The sequence below is a fragment of the Vogesella facilis genome (assembly GCF_042648525.1).
In the GTDB taxonomy this organism is placed as follows: Bacteria; Pseudomonadota; Gammaproteobacteria; order Burkholderiales; family Chromobacteriaceae; genus Vogesella; species Vogesella facilis.
This window is the reverse complement of record NZ_JBHRXN010000032.1, coordinates 48903-65896: the sequence shown is the minus strand read 5'-3', so window position 1 is coordinate 65896 and position 16994 is coordinate 48903. Positions and strand designations below refer to the sequence as shown.

At 68.3% G+C, this 16994-nt stretch carries 12 protein-coding genes; 8 read left to right on the top strand and 4 right to left on the bottom strand.

Features of this window, described 5'->3' with window-relative positions; genetic code table 11:
- Positions 1–34: 34 nt before the first annotated feature.
- Positions 35–1273: a LysR family transcriptional regulator gene (locus ACFOLG_RS13920; protein ID WP_386092868.1), complete on the bottom strand. Its 1239-nt coding sequence runs from the start codon at positions 1271–1273 to the stop codon at positions 35–37.
- Between the two features lie 160 nt (positions 1274–1433).
- Between ACFOLG_RS13920 and ACFOLG_RS13915 the strand changes: the two genes are divergently transcribed.
- The 7 genes from ACFOLG_RS13915 to ACFOLG_RS13885 all read left to right on the top strand — a co-directional run bounded on the left by ACFOLG_RS13915 (position 1434) and on the right by ACFOLG_RS13885 (position 9015).
- The gene (locus ACFOLG_RS13915; protein WP_386092866.1) at positions 1434–2342 is read left to right on the top strand and encodes a LysR family transcriptional regulator; all 909 of its coding nucleotides are present in this window, start codon (positions 1434–1436) and stop codon (positions 2340–2342) included.
- 137 nt (positions 2343–2479) lie between these two features.
- A complete protein-coding gene (locus ACFOLG_RS13910) occupies positions 2480–3556 on the top strand; it encodes a 4-oxalomesaconate tautomerase (RefSeq protein WP_386092864.1) in 1077 nt (358 codons plus the stop codon).
- Between the two features lie 91 nt (positions 3557–3647).
- Positions 3648–4970, top strand: coding sequence for an MFS transporter (locus ACFOLG_RS13905; RefSeq protein WP_386092862.1), 1323 nt, complete (start codon positions 3648–3650; stop codon positions 4968–4970).
- Between the two features lie 62 nt (positions 4971–5032).
- Positions 5033–6325, top strand: coding sequence for a gallate dioxygenase (locus ACFOLG_RS13900; RefSeq protein ID WP_386092860.1), 1293 nt, complete (start codon positions 5033–5035; stop codon positions 6323–6325).
- A gap of 88 nt (positions 6326–6413) precedes the next feature.
- Positions 6414–7439 (top strand): amidohydrolase family protein, encoded by a 1026-nt coding sequence (locus ACFOLG_RS13895; protein ID WP_386092858.1) that lies wholly within the window; start codon positions 6414–6416, stop codon positions 7437–7439.
- Positions 7440–7580: 141 nt separating this feature from the next.
- Positions 7581–8264 carry a 4-carboxy-4-hydroxy-2-oxoadipate aldolase/oxaloacetate decarboxylase gene (gene ligK, locus ACFOLG_RS13890; RefSeq protein ID WP_386092856.1) on the top strand — a complete coding sequence of 228 codons (684 nt, stop codon included), beginning with the start codon at positions 7581–7583 and terminating at the stop codon, positions 8262–8264.
- Between the two features lie 76 nt (positions 8265–8340).
- Complete coding sequence (locus ACFOLG_RS13885; protein WP_386092854.1) at positions 8341–9015, top strand: dienelactone hydrolase family protein; 675 nt, start codon at positions 8341–8343, stop codon at positions 9013–9015.
- 66 nt (positions 9016–9081) lie between these two features.
- Here the strand turns inward: ACFOLG_RS13885 and ACFOLG_RS13880 are convergent, their stop codons facing one another.
- From ACFOLG_RS13880 to ACFOLG_RS13870, 3 genes are all read right to left on the bottom strand, one after another.
- Entirely contained in the window at positions 9082–12750 is a 3669-nt protein-coding gene (locus ACFOLG_RS13880) for a sensor domain-containing diguanylate cyclase (RefSeq protein WP_386092852.1), read from the bottom strand.
- A gap of 167 nt (positions 12751–12917) precedes the next feature.
- On the bottom strand, positions 12918–15311 hold the full coding sequence (locus tag ACFOLG_RS13875; protein ID WP_386092850.1) for a diguanylate cyclase: 2394 nt from the start codon (positions 15309–15311) through the stop codon (positions 12918–12920).
- Positions 15312–15400: 89 nt separating this feature from the next.
- A complete protein-coding gene (locus ACFOLG_RS13870) occupies positions 15401–16327 on the bottom strand; it encodes a LysR family transcriptional regulator (protein ID WP_386092848.1) in 927 nt (308 codons plus the stop codon).
- A gap of 132 nt (positions 16328–16459) precedes the next feature.
- Here ACFOLG_RS13870 and ACFOLG_RS13865 point away from each other — a divergent pair, with 132 nt between their 5' ends.
- On the top strand, positions 16460–16972 hold the full coding sequence (locus tag ACFOLG_RS13865) for an SRPBCC domain-containing protein (protein ID WP_386092846.1): 513 nt from the start codon (positions 16460–16462) through the stop codon (positions 16970–16972).
- Positions 16973–16994 lie beyond the last annotated feature (22 nt).

Below are 16994 nucleotides of genomic sequence, written 5' to 3'. Positions count from 1 at the left end.
GGGCCGTTCCGGGTGGCAAGGTTGGCCGCACGGCTCAGGCGGCCAGCTGCAGTGGTGTCAGCGCCGCGCAGCAGTGGCGGATCTCCTGCAGCAGCGCCTCGATGGCGGGGGAGGACGGGCAGCCCTGGCGCTGGGTCAGCCCGATGTCGCGCCGGCTGTTGCCGAGCTTGAGCGGCAGCGGCACGATCTGGCCGCTACGCAGTTCGTAGTGCAGCTGGTGCGGCGAGCAGGCGGTGATCAGGTCGCTGTTGATCAGCAGGCTGCGCACCAGCGCCAGGTCGCCGGTTTCCACCGACGGTTCCGGCGCGCTGCGACCACTGGCGGCGTAGGCCTGCTGCCAGGCCTGGCGGGCCGGAGAATCCTGCCGCGGCAGGATCCAGCCGGCGTCGCCCAGTTCCTCCAGGCTGGCCGGCGTGAGCTTGCTCAGCGGGTGGCCGGCGCGGCAGAACACGGCGACCTCGTCGCGGAACAGCGGCTGGCTGGTGTAGTGCGCGCTGTCGTCGTCGTGGCGCAGCGCGCCGAAGATGAAGTCGATGTCGCCGCAGTGCAGTCCCTTGGCCAGCTCGGCAAACGGGCTTTCGCAGGTGCGGATTTTCAGGCCGGGGTGCCGGGCCAGGGTGCGGGCGATGGCCGCCGGCAGCAGCTGGGTGCGGCACAGCGGCAGTGCACCCACGGTGACGGTGCCGCGGAGCGAGCCGTGCAGCGCCGACAGGTCGGCCTGGATGTGGCGGATCTCGGCAAAGGCGCGCCTGGCGTGCAGCAGCAGCCGCGCCGCGCTGTCGGTGGCCACCAGGCCGTGCGCCATGCGCTGGAACAGCTGCTGGCCGATGGCTTCCTCCAGCCGCGCCAGCGACATCAGCACCCCGGATTTGCTCAGCGCCAGCTGCTGGCAGACGGTGCTGATGCGCTGCTGCTCGGCCAGGCTGACAAAGATGCGCAGCTTGTTGCCGCTCATCAACAGCTGTGTCAGCGAGGCCGGGTCGATGCTGGCCGGCTGTTCGCGCGCCAGCGCTTGCGCCGCGCTGTGGATTTCAGCGTGAATGCGCATGCTGCGCTGGTACACCGCTTCGCCATAGCTGTTGAGCAGCATGCCGCGCGGGCGGCGTTCGAACAGCGCGCTGCCCAGCTGCGCCTCCAGCTGCGCCAGGCTGCGGGTGACCGCCGACGGCGCCTTGAAGATGCGCTCGGCGGCGCGCGAGATGCTGCGGGTCTGGGCGATGGCCATGAACACGCGCAGGTAGCGCAGGGTGTCGTCTGCCGGCTGGGCGGGCATCGTGCTCTCCTTGCTTGCGAGGGTGGGGTGCCGGCCCGGCCGGCACTGCTGCCGGCCTGGTCGCGGTCTGGCGATACTGCGCTGCTGCCATGATTCTGTGCAGATGGCAAAACCGTTCTGGTGATAACTTACGGTTATCAAAAGACGAGGGGAGCACGGCATGAAACTGGCGGCGCTGCAGGCACTGGTGATGGCGGTGGAGGAGGGCAGCCTGCGTGGCGCGGCGCGGCGGCTGCAGATGTCGCAGCCGGCGCTAAGCAAGATGGTGCGCGAGCTGGAGCTGGAGCTGTCGGCACCGCTGCTGCAGCGCAGCTCGCGCGGGGTGGAGCCCACCGCCGAAGGCAAGGTGCTGTACGGGCGGGCGCTGCGCGCCTGCCGCGAGCTGGACGCCGCGGTGGAGGAGATCGGCCAGCTGGGCGGCCAGATGGTGGGCAGCCTGCATATCGGCGCGGTGCCGCTGGCGGTGATGCTGCTGATCCCGGAGATGCTGCGCACCTTCGTGCCGCGCTTTCCTGACATCCGCCTGCGCATCAGCGAGGCGCTGTACGTGGCGCAGCTGCAACAGCTGCGCACCGGCGAGATGGACATCATCATCGGCGGCATTCCCGACGATCTGTCGCTGGGCGAATTCCATACCGAGCCATTGCTGACAACCTGCATGGTGCCGGCCGCGCGCCTGGGCAGCGCCTGGTTGGCCGCTGCCAGCTTGGCCGAGCTGCAGGCGGCGCCGTGGGTATATACCGGCGCCGAGTTTGGCGTCGGTTATGCACGGGTGCTGTACGAGCAGCACGGCCTGAGCGCGCCGCCGCGCGGTGCCACGGTCAACTCCACGCTGGGGCTGCTGTCGCTGGTCAGCGCCAGCGACTATGTGGCGCTGATGCCGCAGCAGATCGTCAGCCTGCCGCCATTCTCGCAGCAGATGGCGGTGATCCCCGTCCGCGAGCAGGGGCTGCCGCTGCGGGTCGGCGCCATCCTGCGCCCGGAATCGGTGCTGCAGCCGCTGATGCGGCAGCTGCTGGCGCATTTGCACCGCGCCGCCCACCACATCGCGCAACAGGCTGCTGGCTAGCGGCCGGCGCTGGCCGCGGCGGCGGCAAAGGTTGGCCGCAGGCGATCACAAAATCAGAAGGCAGCATCACAAAGCGGCAACGGCGTGCCGGGTGCTTGAACCTATAGTTGTCAGCACAACGACAACGGAGAGACACCATGGCCGACTCCCGCCACGCCTATGGCGCGCTGCGCCAGCTGCCCTGCGTCTGGATGCGCGGCGGCACCTCCAAGGCGGCATTCTTCCATGCCCGCGACCTGCCGGCCGACCCCGCCGCGCGCGATCGCCTGCTGCTGGCGGCGCTGGACGGCCAGGACAAACGGCAGATCGACGGCATCGGCGGCGGCCTGCCGCTCACCACCAAGCTGGCGATCATCGCGCCCCCCAGCCGGGCGGATGCCGATGTCGACTACCTGTTCGGCCAGCTGGTGATCGGCGAGAACCGCATCGACTACGCCCCCACCTGCGGCAACATCCTGGCCGCGGTGGCGCCGTTCGCGCTCGAGGAAGGGCTGCTCGCAGCCACGGCGCCGTACAGCCGCGTGCGCATCCACATGCTCAATACCCGCTCGCTGTGCGAGGCGCTGCTGGCCACGCCCGGCGGCCAGGTCGCCTACCGCGGCGACACCCGCATCAGCGGCGTGCCCGGCAGCGCGGCGCCCATCGAATTGGCCTTCCACGATGTAGCCGGCTCCTCCTGCGGTGCGCTGTACCCCACCGGCCACTACCGCGAGCTGGTGGCCGGCGTGGCGGTGACCTGCATCGACAACGGCATGCCGGTGGTGCTGCTGGCGGCGCAGGCGCTGGGCGTCAGCGGCTACGAGACGCCGGCCGAGCTGGATGCCAATCTGCCGTTCAAGCAACGGCTGGAGCAGATCCGGCTGGCAATCGGCCCGCGCATGGGCTTGGGCGATGTCCGCAACAAGGTGGTGCCCAAGATGACGCTGATCGCGCCGCCGCGGCACGGTGGCGTTATCCACACCCGCAGCTTTATCCCGCATAAGTGTCACGACGCCATCGGCGTGCTGGGCGCGGCCTCGGTGGCCAGCGCCTGCGTGCAGCCGGGCACCGTCTGCGACGGCGTGGCGCAGCTGGCGGACCCGGCGCTGCTGTCGGTGGAGCACCCCGGCGGCGAGTTCAGCATCCGCCTGCGCCACGGCGCGGACGGCATTCCCGGCGTGTCGCTGCTGCGCACCGCCCGCCCATTGTTCAGGGGAGCGGTGCAGCTGCCCTGAGTACCCATCGACCCGCACGCTAGCGGCGGGCGACATCTGGCATCGGTGGCAACCGATCGCCACACAGACACAATAAATGGAGAGAAACGTTATGAACCAAGCTGCAGTTCTGGATGTCCGGGCGTTCATCAACGACCGCAAAATGTCCGCCTACCAGTGGTTGCTGGTGGGCCTGTGTTTCCTGATCGTGGCCGTGGACGGCATGGACGTGGCCATCATGGGCTTTGTCGCGCCCAGCATCCTGGCGGAGTGGGGCATCGCCAAGCCGGCGTTCGGCATCGTGATGGGCGCCGCGCCGATCGGCCTGGCCATCGGCGCGCTGCTGGCCGGCTCCTCGTCGGACTGGTTCGGTCGCCGCAAGGTGCTGCTGGGCTCGGTGCTGACCTTCGGCCTGGCCACGCTGGCCACCGCGCATGCCGGCAATCTGCAGAGCATGACCGCGCTGCGCTTCCTCACCGGCCTGGCGCTGGGGGCGGCCATGCCCAACGCCAGCACGCTGATGGCGGAATACGTGCCGGAGCGCATCCGTTCCACCGTGATCGCCGCCATGTTCACCGGCTTCAACCTCGGCTCCGCCGCCATCGGCTTCGTGGCTGCCTACCTGACGCCGCGCTTCGGCTGGCAGAGCGTGCTGACCTTCGGCGGCGTGCTGCCACTGCTGTTGCTGCCGGTGCTGTTCGTGCTGCTGCCGGAATCCGCCCGCTACCTGGTGGTGCGCAATGCGCCGGCCGAGCGCGTGCGCCGCGTGCTGTCGCGCGTGTCCCGTTCCAGCCTGGAGCAGGTGCAGCGTTTCGAGTTGCAGGAGGCGCCGGTGGCCGCCAAGCAGCCGCTGGCGGTGCTGTTCTCCCGCGGCTACGGCGTGCGCACCCTGTGCCTGTGGCTGACCTACTTCATGGGGCTGCTGGTGATTTACCTCAGCACCAGCTGGCTGCCGACCATGATGAAGGATGCCGGCCTGGGCATCGACCGCGCCTCCACGCTGACCGCCATGTTCCAGCTCGGCGGCACCCTGGGCGGCCTGCTGGTGGGCGTGGCGATGGACCGTGCCGGCGCCAGCCGCGTGATCAGCCTGTCCTACCTGCTCGGCGGCGGCGCGCTGCTGCTGTTCGCCATGACCGGCCTGACCTCGCCGTGGATCGTGCCGGTGATCCTGCTGACCGGCTTCTGCCTCAGCGGCGCACAGACCGGCCTGAACGCCTACGCCCCCGGCTGCTACCCCACCATCGCCCGCGCCACCGGCGTGAGCTGGATGCTGGGCGTGGGCCGCTTCGGCAGCATTCTCGGCTCCTCTATCGGCGGCCTGCTGCTGAGCCTGGGCTGGGGCTTCCAGTCCATCTTCCTGACCCTGGCCGTGCCCGCCAGCATCGCCGCGCTGGCGATCCTGGGCAGCCGCAACCGCGACACCACCGTCTGAACCACCACCGACCAGCACGACCCGGCGGCCACCCGGCCGCCTCGTAAAGAAAGACATTGCACATGGCAACCATCATTGGCGGCATCGCCTGCTCGCACACCCCGACCATCGGCTTCGCGCTAGACCGCAACAAGCAGGACGACCCGGTATGGGCCCCGATCTTCGAAGCCTTCCAGCCGATCAAGCACTGGCTGGCCCAGAAGCAGCCCGACGTGCTGTTCATGATCTACAACGATCACGTCACCTCTTTCTTCTTCGACCACTACTCGGCGTTCACCCTCGGGGTGGACAGCAGCTACCAGGTGGCGGACGAAGGCGGCGGCCCGCGCGCGCTGCCGCCGGTGGCCGGCCATGCCGAGCTGGCGCGCCACGTGGGCGCCAGCCTGATGGCGGCCGAGTTCGACATGTCGTTCTTCCAGGACAAGGCGCTGGATCACGGCTGCCTGTCGCCGCTGTCGATGCTCAACAACAGCCGCACGGCCTGGGACACCCCGATCGTGCCGCTGGCGGTGGGCGTGCTGCAGTTCCCGGTGCCGTCGGCCGCGCGCTGCTACAAGCTCGGCAAAGCCCTGCGCGACGCCATCGAGAGCTACCCGCAAGACCTCAAGGTGGCCATCGTCGCCACCGGCGGCCTGTCGCACCAGGTGCACGGCGCGCGTTGCGGCTTCAACAATACCGAGTGGGACCTGCAGTTCCTCGAGCTGTTCGAGAAAGACCCGCAGGCGCTCACCCGCCTGACGCTGGCCGACTACGCCGAGCTGGGCGGCATGGAAGGCGCCGAGGTGATCATGTGGCTGATCATGCGCGGCGCGCTGTCGGCGCAGGTGAACAAGGTGCACCAGTCCTACTACCTGCCGTCGATGACCGGCATCGCCACCGCCATCTACGAAAACGCCGACGTGGCGCTGCCCAAGGCGCGCAGCGCCGATCTGCGCCACGCGATGGAACGCGAGCTGGCCGGGGCGGAACAGCTGGCCGGCACCCACCCGTTCACGCTGGCAACCAGCCACCGCGCCTACCGGCTGAACCGCTACCTGCACGACATGATCCACCCGGCGCACCGCGAGCTGTTCCTGGCCGACCCGAGCGCCTCGTTCGCTGCGGCCAACCTTAGCGCCGAAGAGCAGCGCATGCTGCGCGAGCGCGACTGGGATGCGCTGATCCGCTACGGCTGCATCTTCTTCGGGCTGGAAAAACTCGGCGCCGTGGTCGGCGTGTCCAACCTGCACATCTACGCCGCGATGCGCGGTCAGACGCTGGAAGCGTTCCAGGCCACCCGCAACGCGCCGGGCGCGCTGTACTCGGTGACCGGCAAGCAGGGCGGCGGCGAAGGCTGGGATCAGAAAACCGCCTAAGTCACTGGCGCACCGCTTGTATTTGTCTTGCGCGGCGGGGCCGGCCACGCGCCGCCCGCACCGGTCCCGCCTGTTTCAGGAGTTAAACATGATCATCGACATCCACGGCCACTACACCACCGCGCCCAAGGCGCTGGAAGACTGGCGCAAACGCCAGGTGGACAACCTGGCCACCCCCGAGCTGGGGCCGAAAGTCTCCGAGCTGCAGATCAGCGACGACGAGCTGATCGACACCATCGAAAGCAACCAGCTGCGGCTGATGAAGCAGCGCGGCGCCGACCTGACCATCTTCAGCCCGCGCGCCAGCTTCATGGCGCACCACATCGGCGACTTCAACACCTCGGCCACCTGGGCGGCGATCTGCAACGAGCTGTGCTACCGCGTGGCGCAGCTGTTTCCGGAGCACTTCATCGGCGCGGCGATGCTGCCGCAAAGCCCGGGCGTGGCTCCGGCCAGCTGCATCCCGGAGCTGGAGAAGTGCGTCAACGATTACGGCTTTGTCGGCATCAACCTCAACCCGGACCCGTCCGGCGGCCACTGGACCAGCCCGCCGCTGTCCGACAAGCAGTGGTACCCGATCTACGAAAAGATGGTGGAGTACGACATCCCGGCGATGATCCACGTCTCCACCAGCTGCAACTGCGCGTTCCACACCACCGGCGCCCACTACCTGAACGCGGACACCACCGCCTTCATGCAGTGCCTGACCTCGGACCTGTTCCAGGACTTCCCGACGCTGAAGTTCGTGATCCCGCACGGCGGCGGCGCGGTGCCCTACCACTGGGGCCGCTTCCGTGGCCTGGCGCAGGAGCTGAAAAAGCCGCTGCTGAAGGACCACCTACTGAACAACATCTTCTTTGACACCTGCGTCTACCACCAGCCGGGCATCGACCTGCTCACCCGCGTGATTCCGGTGGACAACGTACTGTTCGCCTCCGAGATGATCGGCGCGGTGCGCGGCATCGACCCGGAAACCGGCCACTACTACGACGACACCAAGCGCTACATCGAGGCGGCCAACCTGACCGCCGACGAGCGCCAGCAGATCTACGAAGGCAATGCCCGCCGCGTGTATTCGCGCCTGGATGCCGCCCTGAAGGCCCAAGGGCGTTAAACCGCCAACAACATCCTCCCTGCGTTGTTGCGCCGCCTTGCCGTACGACTTGTACTGTCTGCGGCGGCGCGCCTAGCAGGGACCGCTACGCTGAATGTTGTTAGCGGTTTTGTAGAGAGAGTGATGAACATGACACAAGCCATGAACCAACTCGGCGTGGTCAAACGCCATATCGAGCGTGCCGATCCGAAAGCCGTCGCCAAGCTGGCGCAATTCGGCGTGGCCACCATTCACGAAGCCATGGGCCGCGTCGGCCTGATGAAACCGTATATGCGCCCGGTGTACCGCGGCGCCAAGATCTGCGGCACCGCCGTCACCGTGCTGCTGCAGCCGGGCGACAACTGGATGATGCACGTGGCCGCCGAACAGCTGCAGCCGGGCGATGTCGCCGTCGCCGCCTGCACCACCGACAACGAAGACGGTTTCTTCGGCGACCTGCTGGCCACCAGCTTCCAGGCACGCGGTGCCAAGGGACTGATCATCGATGGTGGCGTACGCGACGTGGAAGAACTGGAACAGATGGGCTTTCCGGTGTTCAGCCGCGCCATCAACGCCAAGGGCACCATCAAGGCCACGCTGGGTTCGGTGAACATCCCGGTGATCTGTGCCGGCGCACTGGTGAACCCGGGCGACGTGGTGATTGCCGACGTCGACGGTGTGGTGGTGGTGCCGGCGGCACTGGCGCAGCAGGTGGCCGACGCCGCGGAGAAGCGCGAGAGCTTTGAAGGCGAGAAGCGTGCCAAGCTGGCCGCCGGCGTGCTGGGCCTGGACATGTACAACATGCGCGAGCCGCTGGAGCAGGCTGGTTTGCGTTACATCGACTGACGCGCACGCGCGCTGCCGGCATGCCCGCGCCACAGGCCGGGCGGCCCGGCGCCCGTTTCCCTGGCGAGAGGATGTCATGCAGGAGAGTCGTAGTGTGCTGGCCGAGTTGCCGAGCGAGTTCGGCATGCCGTGTTACCGGCTGCTGCGGCCGGGCGGCAAGGCGGTGGTGTTGCTGCACGAGATATTCGGCATTACGCCGTATATGCGGCGGCTGGCGACGTTTTATGCGGTGCTGGGCTACAGCGTGTACGTGCCGGCACTGTTTCACCGCCAGGCCAGCGGGCTGGCGCTGGATTACCAGCGCGATGCGGCGCTGGCGCAGGATCTGCTGGCGCGGCTGGATCTGGCGCAGCTGACGGCGGAGCTGCTCGACTTCGTGGCCGGGCTGCGGCAGCGCCACGGCCGGCTGGCGGTGGTGGGGTTCTGTCTGGGCGGGCGGCTGGCCTACCGCCTCAGCTGCCGCGAGGTGGCGGATTGCGCGGTGGCGTTTTATGGCGGCCGTATCCACGAGGATCTGCCGCAGTGGGGCGTCAACCGCTGCCCACTGCAACTGCACTATGGCCAGGACGACGCCATGATCCGCCCGCAGCAGGTGGAGCAGGTGCTGGCATTCCTGGGCGGCAAGGCTGTCGGCTATATCTACCCGGACAGCGGCCACGGCTTCTGCTGCAGCGAGCGCAGCACCTTCCATCAGGCGACCAGCATGGAGGCGGCGGCCAACACGCTGCTGTTCCTGAACCGCCATCTGTAACCGGGTGTCGCGGGCGGGCACCAGGCGGCAAGGTTGGCCGCAATGCTGCGGCCAACCTTGGGCCGCTCAGGCGTCCGGCTGGTAGAAATGCACGCGGTTGCGGCCGCTCTTCTTCGCGCTATACATTGCGGCATCGGCATTCAGCATCAGCTTGCTTTCGTCATCGCCAGCGGCCGGGTACAGCGCGCCGCCGATGCTGGACGAAATGACGATCGGGTGGCCGTCGATGGCGAAGGTCTCGGCCAGTGCGGCGCGGATTTTCTCCGCCACCTGCCGCGCCGCCAGCTCGCCGTGGATGGCGGGCAGGATGGCGACGAATTCGTCGCCGCCGAGGCGGGCAATGGTGTCCGATTCGCGGACACAGTCCTGCATGCGCCTGGCCACCAGCTTGAGCAGCTTGTCGCCGACGGCGTGGCCTAGGGTGTCGTTGACCGGCTTGAAGTTGTCCAGGTCGATGTACAGCAGCGCCAGCTGCGACTGGTTGCGCCGCGCGGTGGCCAGCGCCAGGCTCAGGCGGTCGGCATAGAGGGCGCGGTTGGGCAGCTTGGTCAGCAGGTCGTGATGGGCCAGGTAGTGGATCTGCTCTTCGGCCAGCTTCTTGGCGGTGATGTCGGAAAAGGCGGCAATGCGGCGCAGCACCTGGCCGGCGTCGTCGTGGATGGTGTTGACGCTCATCGTCAGCGGGTAGCTGCTGCCGTTCTTGCGCTGGTACCACATTTCGCCATGCCAGCTGCCGGTCGCCAGAATCGTGTGCCACACCTCCTGGTAGAAGGCTTCCGGCTGGCTCGCCGAGCGCATCAGCTGCGGGTCGTGGCCGATGATCTCGTGGGCGCGGAAGCCGGTGATGCGCTCGAACGCCGGGTTGACGGCCAGGATGCGCTTGTCGGCGTCGACCACCATGATGGCTTCGTCGATGGTCTCGTACACCGAGTTGGCGAGCAGCAGCTGTTCCTCGATGCGCTTGTGCTGCATGGCGATGCTGATCAGGTTGGCCGCCTCGCGCTGCTGTTCCTGGTCGGGCAGCGCCTGGCTGCCGGCGTGCTTGCGGAACGATACCAGCACGCCTTCCACCGTGGCTTCGCCGGAGATGATGGCGGCGGAGCAGCAGACTTCCAGCCCGGCCGTCGCGTTGCCGGCAAGCGGCCGCGCCGGCAGCGGCGCCGCGCCATCGCCCGGCATGGCCAGCTCCGGCAGCGGCGGGTACCACAGTGCCGGCAGGCTGGTGCCGGCCAGGGCCGCGCCGCCGTCGCCATCGTGGCTGAAGATGGCGTAGCTCAGCTCCTGGTTGTCCGTTTCCAGGCTGGCAATGATCTTGTCCAGCACGTCGTTGAGCTTGCCGCCGCGCGCCAGCATTTCCATCACCGCGCTGCGGATCGCCTCCTGTTCCTGCTTGCGCTTGCGGGCATCGATGTCGGAATGGGTGCCGATCATGCGCAGCGGGCTGCCGTCCGGCAGGCGGCTGACCAGCATGCCGCGCGCCAGTATCCATTTCCAGCGGCCGTCGCGGGTGCGGGTACGGAATTCGTAGCTGTACACCGGGGCGTTGCCGGCCAGGTAATCGGCAATCGCCTGCTGACGGACGAGCTGGTCCTGCGGGTGCTGGCGCTTGGCCCAGACTTCGATGCTGGTCGCCTGCGGGTCGCCGGGGTAGCCGAGGATGGCCAGTTCCTGCGTCGACAGGAACAGTTCGCCGGTTTGCATATTCCAGTCCCACAGGCCGTCGCCGGCACCTTCCAGCGCGAATTTCCAGCGCTCCTCGCTGTCGCGCAGCGCTTCCTCGGCGCGCTTGCGCTCGGTGATGTCTTCCACGATCGACCAGATGTACTGCTCGCCATTCCTGCCGCGCAGCAGCAGGCCGTTCAGGCTGATGCTGACCAGCGAGCCGTCCTTGCGGCGGTATTCCTTCTCGTACGGCCCGTAGCGCCCCTGGCTGAGCAGCTGTTGCAGCTGCCGCGCCTCGTCCTGCTGGTACTGCCGCGGGGTGAGCGTCCAGTAATCCAGCGCTTGCAGCTCCTCCGCCGGGTAGCCGCAAATGCGCTGGAACGCGGCGTTGAAATCCAGAAAGCGGCCGTTCAGGTCGGTCAGCGCAATGCCCAGCGGCGACAGCGCGTACAGCCCGGTGAGTTTCTCGCTGCTTTCCGTCAGCTCGGCGACTTTTTCCTCCACCTGCGCCTCCACCCGCGCGGTGTAGCCGGTGCCCAGCATCAGGAAGGCGCCCAGCAGGCCGGTGCCGAGGATGCCGGCGGCCAGCACCGCGGCGCTTTGCCAGCCGCGATGCTGCGCCAGGTAGTCGGGGCCGGGGGTGGTTTCGAACAGCAGTTCGCGTTGCCCGAAGCGCAGCCGCTGCTGCCAGCTGGCCGGCTGTCTGGGCTGCAGAAAGGTGTTGTACACCACTTGCGCGCTGCCGGTGTCGCGCAGCCGCAGCTTGAGCTCGGTCTTGCCGTGCGGCAGCAGTTTTTTTACGAACGCATCGATGCGGATCACCGTCAGCACCAGGCCATCCTCGCCGCGCACGGTCTTGACCGCGTGCAGCAGCAGGAAGCCATACGGACTCTGCGGCGCCTGTACCAGCCGCAGCGGCGGCGTGGCCACGCTGCGGCCGCTGGCGATGGCCAGCTGGACCGTGGCGGCGCGCGCGGCGGTGGAGTGGACATCGAAGCCCAGCGCCGGCTGGTTGCCGCTGGCAGGCTCGACATAGGTGATCGGGTAGTACAGCGAGCGCGGGGCGGCCAGGTGCAGCACATTGCGTCGGTCGCGCTCGCGCACGCGGAAGCCCGGTAGGCGGGCCTGCTGCGCAGCCTCGAACTGCGCTCGCTGGGCGAGGGTGATGCGCGGCGCCCACTCCATGGCCTGGATCATCGGGAAGCGCGCCAGCGCCTCTTGCGAGAAGCGGCGGAACTCGTCGGCGGTGACTTCGTCATCGCCGGCAAACAGCCCCTTGGTTTGCGCCAGCAGCGATTCCTGCTCGTCCAGCCGCGCCTGGATGGTGTCGGCCAGGCGCTGCGACTGCAGCTGGAATTCCAGCATCGATTCGGTCTGCTCCCAGCGGCTGACATTGACATACAGCACCACCAGCATGGAGAAGGCGAACAGCATCGGCACGGCGACGGTGCCCAGCCGTTTGCGCCATAGCCGGCGCGGCGCACCCGCCACCACCATGGTGAGCGGCAGCAGGACCAGCACGCCGAGGGTATCGCCGACCCACCACATGAACCAGCTGGGCAGGGCGTTGCCGGCCGGCACCAGGCCGAGCAGCAGCAGGCAGCCGACCGACAGCGTGGCGCTGAGCAGGCAGATCAGCGGCGACAGCAGCTGGAAGCACAGGATGTCGCGCAGGTTGTCGAAGGCGGCCGGGTAGCCGATCACCCGTCGCAGCAGCTTGCCGCCGAACATGGCCTGCAGCAGCGAGGCCAGCGCAATCAGCAGCGCGGCGCCGCAGCCGATCAGGCTGAGCTGCTGGCTGCTGTCGTAGCCTATCCACAGATTGAGCAGGAAGGAGCCGAGCAGGATGCCGGGCAGCGCGCGGCGGCCGGCGATGAAGGCGGCGGCCACGGCAATGCCGGCGGGCGGAAAAATGGCCGAGGCGTAGCCCGGCGGAATCGCCAGCAACAGGCTGAGCTTGCCGCAAATGATGTAGGCGGCGGCCAGCAGCAAGCCCATCTGCAGCAGCTGACGCGTGCTGCTGTCCGGGCTGGGGGGCGCTGGCGGCGGGAGAGGAACTGCCTGTGATGTCATCTTCAAGTCGCGTGCGGGGAGTGGCTTACGGCTCACCGTTCAAAATAGCGGTAAATTTCGATAGCAAAACCAGCGGCTGGCGCGGTTTGGCGCCACGTTGGCCGCAACATCACACCTTAGCGAATCCGGCGGTTAAAAAAAAGCCGCCGGGCAGACGCCGCACCGCCTTAGCCGGCGGCGACATTGTCGCTGCCGGCCAGCTCTACGCGGTTGCGGCCGGCATGCTTGGCGGCGTACAGCGCCTGGTCGGCGCGCCGCACCGCCGCGTCCTCGTCGGCATCGTCGGCCGTGGCCGCGGCCAGGCCGATGCTGACGGTGACCCGGCCCACCAGCGGCACCGTGGCCGCGGCGATGCTGGCGCGCAGCTTGTCGGCCAGCTGCAGCCCGTGCTGTGGCGCGGTATCCGGCAGCAGCAGCAGGAATTCCTCGCCGCCGAAGCGGGCGGCGAGATCGGTTTCCCGCACGCCGTGTTGCAGGATGCCGGCGACGAACTGCAACACATGGTCGCCGCTTTCATGGCCGAAGGTGTCGTTGACCCGCTTGAAGTGGTCGATGTCCAGCAGCAGCACGCTATAGCTGCTGCCGCTGCGCTGCATGCGGCGGAATTCCGCGTGTAGCCGCTCGTTGGCGGAGCGGCGGTTGGCCAGGCCGGTGAGGGTGTCGACGCGGGCCAGCTGCTCCAGCTCGCGGTTGGCCTGCATCAGCTCGGCGACATCCTTCACCACCAGCAGCAGCATGGTGCTGCCTTCATGCGCCACCGGCAGCAGGGTGACCTGGCAATCCACCGCCTTGTGGAACGAACTGTGGCCGTTGAGCAGCAGGCGTTCCATGCGGCCGTCCAGCGCGCGCAGCGCCGCCTGCTGGAGGCCGTTGCTCTGCCAGGTGGCGTTGTGATGGAAATTCTGCGTCAGCAGTTCCTGCTTGCTGGTGCCCAGGATGCTGGCGGCGGCGTCGTTGGCCAGCAGGCACTGGCCGTCGGCGCGGTACAGCAGCAGGCCGTTGTCGCTGGCGTGGATGATGGACTGGTTCAGCTGCTGCTGGCTGCGCAGCGCCATCTCCAGGCTGTGCTGGGTGCTGACATCCATCACCGCGCTGCGCGCGAACACGAACTCGCCGGCGGCGTCGAAGTGCGCGTTGGCGCTCAGCCGCACGTGCAGGGTGCTGCCGTCCTGGCGAACGAACTCGGTATCTTCCGTGCTCACGCTCTGGCCTTGCTGCATGGCGGCCAGGTGGCCGGCAAATGCCGGCCGGCATTCCGGCGGCAGCAGCTGGCTGACGTGCAGCCGGCCCACCACGTCTTCGCGGCGGTAGCCCAGCCATTGCAGCTCGCGGTCGTTGATCTGCGTGATGATGCCTTCGGCATTGTGGGAGTGGTAACCGACCGGCGACAGGTGGTACAGCTCGGACAGCTCGGCGGTGCGCGCCACCACTTTTTGTTCCAGCAGCCGGTTGCTGTCGGCCAGCGCCTGCTTTCTGGCCAGCAGTTGCAAGGTCATGTCGCGCAGCGATGCTTCCAGGGTCTGCAGTTCCAGGCTGTGCTGGCCGGTCACGAAGCTGGCGCTTTCATCGCCGCTGGCCACGCGCTGGGCAACCTGCACCAGCTGCTCAATCGGGCGGCTGAGGTGGCTGGCCAGCCAGAGCGCGCACAGCATGAAGATCAGCGACGCCAGCAGGGCGATCAGCAGCAGCGTTTGCTGCAGCTGCTTGACCGGGGCCAGCGCCGCCGCCAGCGGCTGGCGCAGCAGCACCTGCCAGCCCAGCTCGGTGCTGGCGCGGGCGGCGACGTTCACCTTGCTGGTCAGGTAGGCGGCGCCGTCGGGCCAGTTCAGCGTGGCATAGCCGTCGCTGACGCGGGCCAGCTCCGGCGGCAGCGGGCTGCCGATGGCGGCGAAGGGGTACAGGATGTCGCCCTTGCGGTTGAGGATCAGCACTTGCATGCCGTCCCTGGCGTGCTGGCTGCTGAGCGCGCGCTGCACCACCTCCTGAACCCAGTCCCAGTTGGCGTGGCTGCCCAGCACGCCGCGCACCTTGCCGTCCATGCCCAGGATCGGGGCGGCGAAATCGACGAAGCGCAGCGGCTCGCTGGGGTTCGGGTTGGGCAGCTTCTTGGCCAGCAGCACCGCCTCGTGCACATCGCCGACATAGGCGCCGTGGCTGCCCTGGATGAACCACGGCCGCTTGAGCACGCTCTGGCCTTCGAGCAGCCCGCCGGCCGCGGACAGCACCGTGCCGTCGGTATCTGCCACGCCGACCCAGGCATAGTGGCGGTAGGAATTCTTGATGTCTTCCAGGTGCAGCCGCAGCTCCGGGCTGTGCAGATCGCCGCGGCGGAACACCGGAAAGCGCGACAGCAGCGAGATTTCGCGGTCGCGTTCGCGCAGGTTCTCGGCCAGCGCCTGGGCAATGCTGCGGCTGACATCGTGCAGCGCCGCGCCGCGCGACTGGGCCACTTCCTGCGACGCCGCCTGTTCGAAATAGAACGCGGTGGCCGCGCCCACCAGCAGCGACAGGCTGCCGAACAGCAGCACCAGGCGGCCGCGGAAACTTTGCAACAGCTTCATCTGCCATCCCCATCGGTTAATGCTGAAAGCTTAGATGCAATTGGCGGCGGCCTGCCAGCTGTTTTACGCGGGCCTGGCCGGGCGCGCGTTCAGCGGGCGCCGGCTGGCGGCGCCAGCTGCGCGCTCATGAAGGCGACAAAGGCGCGCAGCCGCGCCGACAGGTGGCGGTGCTGCGGGTAGATGAGGGAAAACTGCCGCGAGCGGCCGCCGTAGGCCGGCAGCACCTCCACCAGCTCGCCGCGCGCCAGCGCCGGCGCGGCGATGAAGTGGTAGCTCTGGAACAGGCCGCCGCCGGCCAGGCCCCAGCTGATGCAGCCGGCGGCATCGTCCAGCACCCGCCGCCGGCTGTGGTCGCTGTATTCCAGCGCGCTGCCATCCGCGGCGCGGAACAGCCACGGCATCGCCCGGCCGGTGCTGGGCAGCACGAACTGCAGGCAGTCGTGCTGCGCCAGCTCCGCCAGCGTGATGGGCACGCCGCGCTGCGCCAGGTAGCCGGGCGTGGCGAACACGCCGAGGCTGGCATCTTCCAGCTTGTGCGCCACCAGCCGCGAATCCTGCGGCGTGCCGATGCGGATCGCCAGGTCGTAGCCCTCGTCGACGATGTCCACCACGCGGTTGGACAGGCTCAGTTCCAGCGCGATCTGCGGATAGGCGGCGCTGAAGCGCGGCAGCAGCGGCAGCAGCCGGTGGTTGGCGTACAGCGTGCCGGCGCTGATGCGCAGGCAGCCGCTGGGTTGCTGCTGTTGGCCGCTGAGCGTGCGTTCGGCATCGGCGATCTGCTCCAGCGCCTGCTGGCAGGCCTGGCGGTACAGCTCGCCCTCGCTGCTCAGCCGCACCGTGCGCGTGGTGCGCGCAAACAGCCGCACCCCCAGCCGCTGTTCCAGCCGCTTGATCGAGCGGCTGACCGCCGCCGGTGTCAGCCCCAGCGCCTCCGCCGCCGCCGAGAAACTGTTCAGCTCCGCCGCGGTGCAGAACAGCTCGATGCTGCCCAGCTGGATGGGATCGAATTTACGCATCGTTTGTTCGCCGGTGTAATAAATGAAGTGAACTCATGGTGATTTATCGGCCGGAAGGTTGCAAGTAGAGTGCGGGCCTGGCGCTGGCGGCATGGGCCGCGCGGCTGCTTTTCCCAACCCTAGGAGTGCGCGATGAGCGACATCATCTGGCCGGCCGGCTATGTGCCGGGCTTTACCGACAACTACTGCTCGAACGAGGTGATCGTCACCGGGCTGGATCTGCAGGTGCTGTGGTCGCTGCTGGCCACCCCGCAGCGCTGGCCGGGCTACTACGCCAACTCGGCCAACCCGCGCTTTTACGATGGCAAGGGGCCGCAGCTGGCGCCCGGCGTGCGCTTCTATTTCGAGACCTTCGGCTTTCCGGTGGAGGCCGAGGTGGTGGAGTGCGTGGCGCCGGTGCCGGGGCAGCCGGCGCGGCTGGCCTGGCACGGCTGGGCGGGCAGCACGGCGGAGGATCGCCTGGACGTGCACCACGCCTGGCTGCTGGAAGAGCTGGCGGGCGGCCGCATCCGCATCCTGACCCAGGAAACCCAGGTCGGCGCCCCGGCGCGGGCGCTGGCGCAGGCGCGGCCGAACCCGATGATCAACGGCCACCAGGACTGGCTGGACGGCATGGTGACGGCGGCGCGCCAGGCCGGCGCCTGAGCCGGGCGGCCGCGCGTTGCCG

Bases quoted from the DNA above. Each gene is read 5' to 3' on its own strand.
- ACFOLG_RS13920 (WP_386092868.1), bottom strand. From the start codon at position 1,273: ATGCCCGCCCAGCCGGCAGACGACACCCTGCGCTACCTGCGCGTGTTC.
- ACFOLG_RS13915 (WP_386092866.1), top strand. From the start codon at position 1,434: ATGAAACTGGCGGCGCTGCAGGCACTGGTGATGGCGGTGGAGGAGGGC.
- ACFOLG_RS13910 (WP_386092864.1), top strand. From the start codon at position 2,480: ATGGCCGACTCCCGCCACGCCTATGGCGCGCTGCGCCAGCTGCCCTGC.
- ACFOLG_RS13905 (WP_386092862.1), top strand. From the start codon at position 3,648: ATGAACCAAGCTGCAGTTCTGGATGTCCGGGCGTTCATCAACGACCGC.
- ACFOLG_RS13900 (WP_386092860.1), top strand. From the start codon at position 5,033: ATGGCAACCATCATTGGCGGCATCGCCTGCTCGCACACCCCGACCATC.
- ACFOLG_RS13895 (WP_386092858.1), top strand. From the start codon at position 6,414: ATGATCATCGACATCCACGGCCACTACACCACCGCGCCCAAGGCGCTG.
- ligK (WP_386092856.1), top strand. From the start codon at position 7,581: ATGAACCAACTCGGCGTGGTCAAACGCCATATCGAGCGTGCCGATCCG.
- ACFOLG_RS13885 (WP_386092854.1), top strand. From the start codon at position 8,341: ATGCAGGAGAGTCGTAGTGTGCTGGCCGAGTTGCCGAGCGAGTTCGGC.
- ACFOLG_RS13880 (WP_386092852.1), bottom strand. From the start codon at position 12,750: ATGACATCACAGGCAGTTCCTCTCCCGCCGCCAGCGCCCCCCAGCCCG.
- ACFOLG_RS13875 (WP_386092850.1), bottom strand. From the start codon at position 15,311: ATGAAGCTGTTGCAAAGTTTCCGCGGCCGCCTGGTGCTGCTGTTCGGC.
- ACFOLG_RS13870 (WP_386092848.1), bottom strand. From the start codon at position 16,327: ATGCGTAAATTCGATCCCATCCAGCTGGGCAGCATCGAGCTGTTCTGC.
- ACFOLG_RS13865 (WP_386092846.1), top strand. From the start codon at position 16,460: ATGAGCGACATCATCTGGCCGGCCGGCTATGTGCCGGGCTTTACCGAC.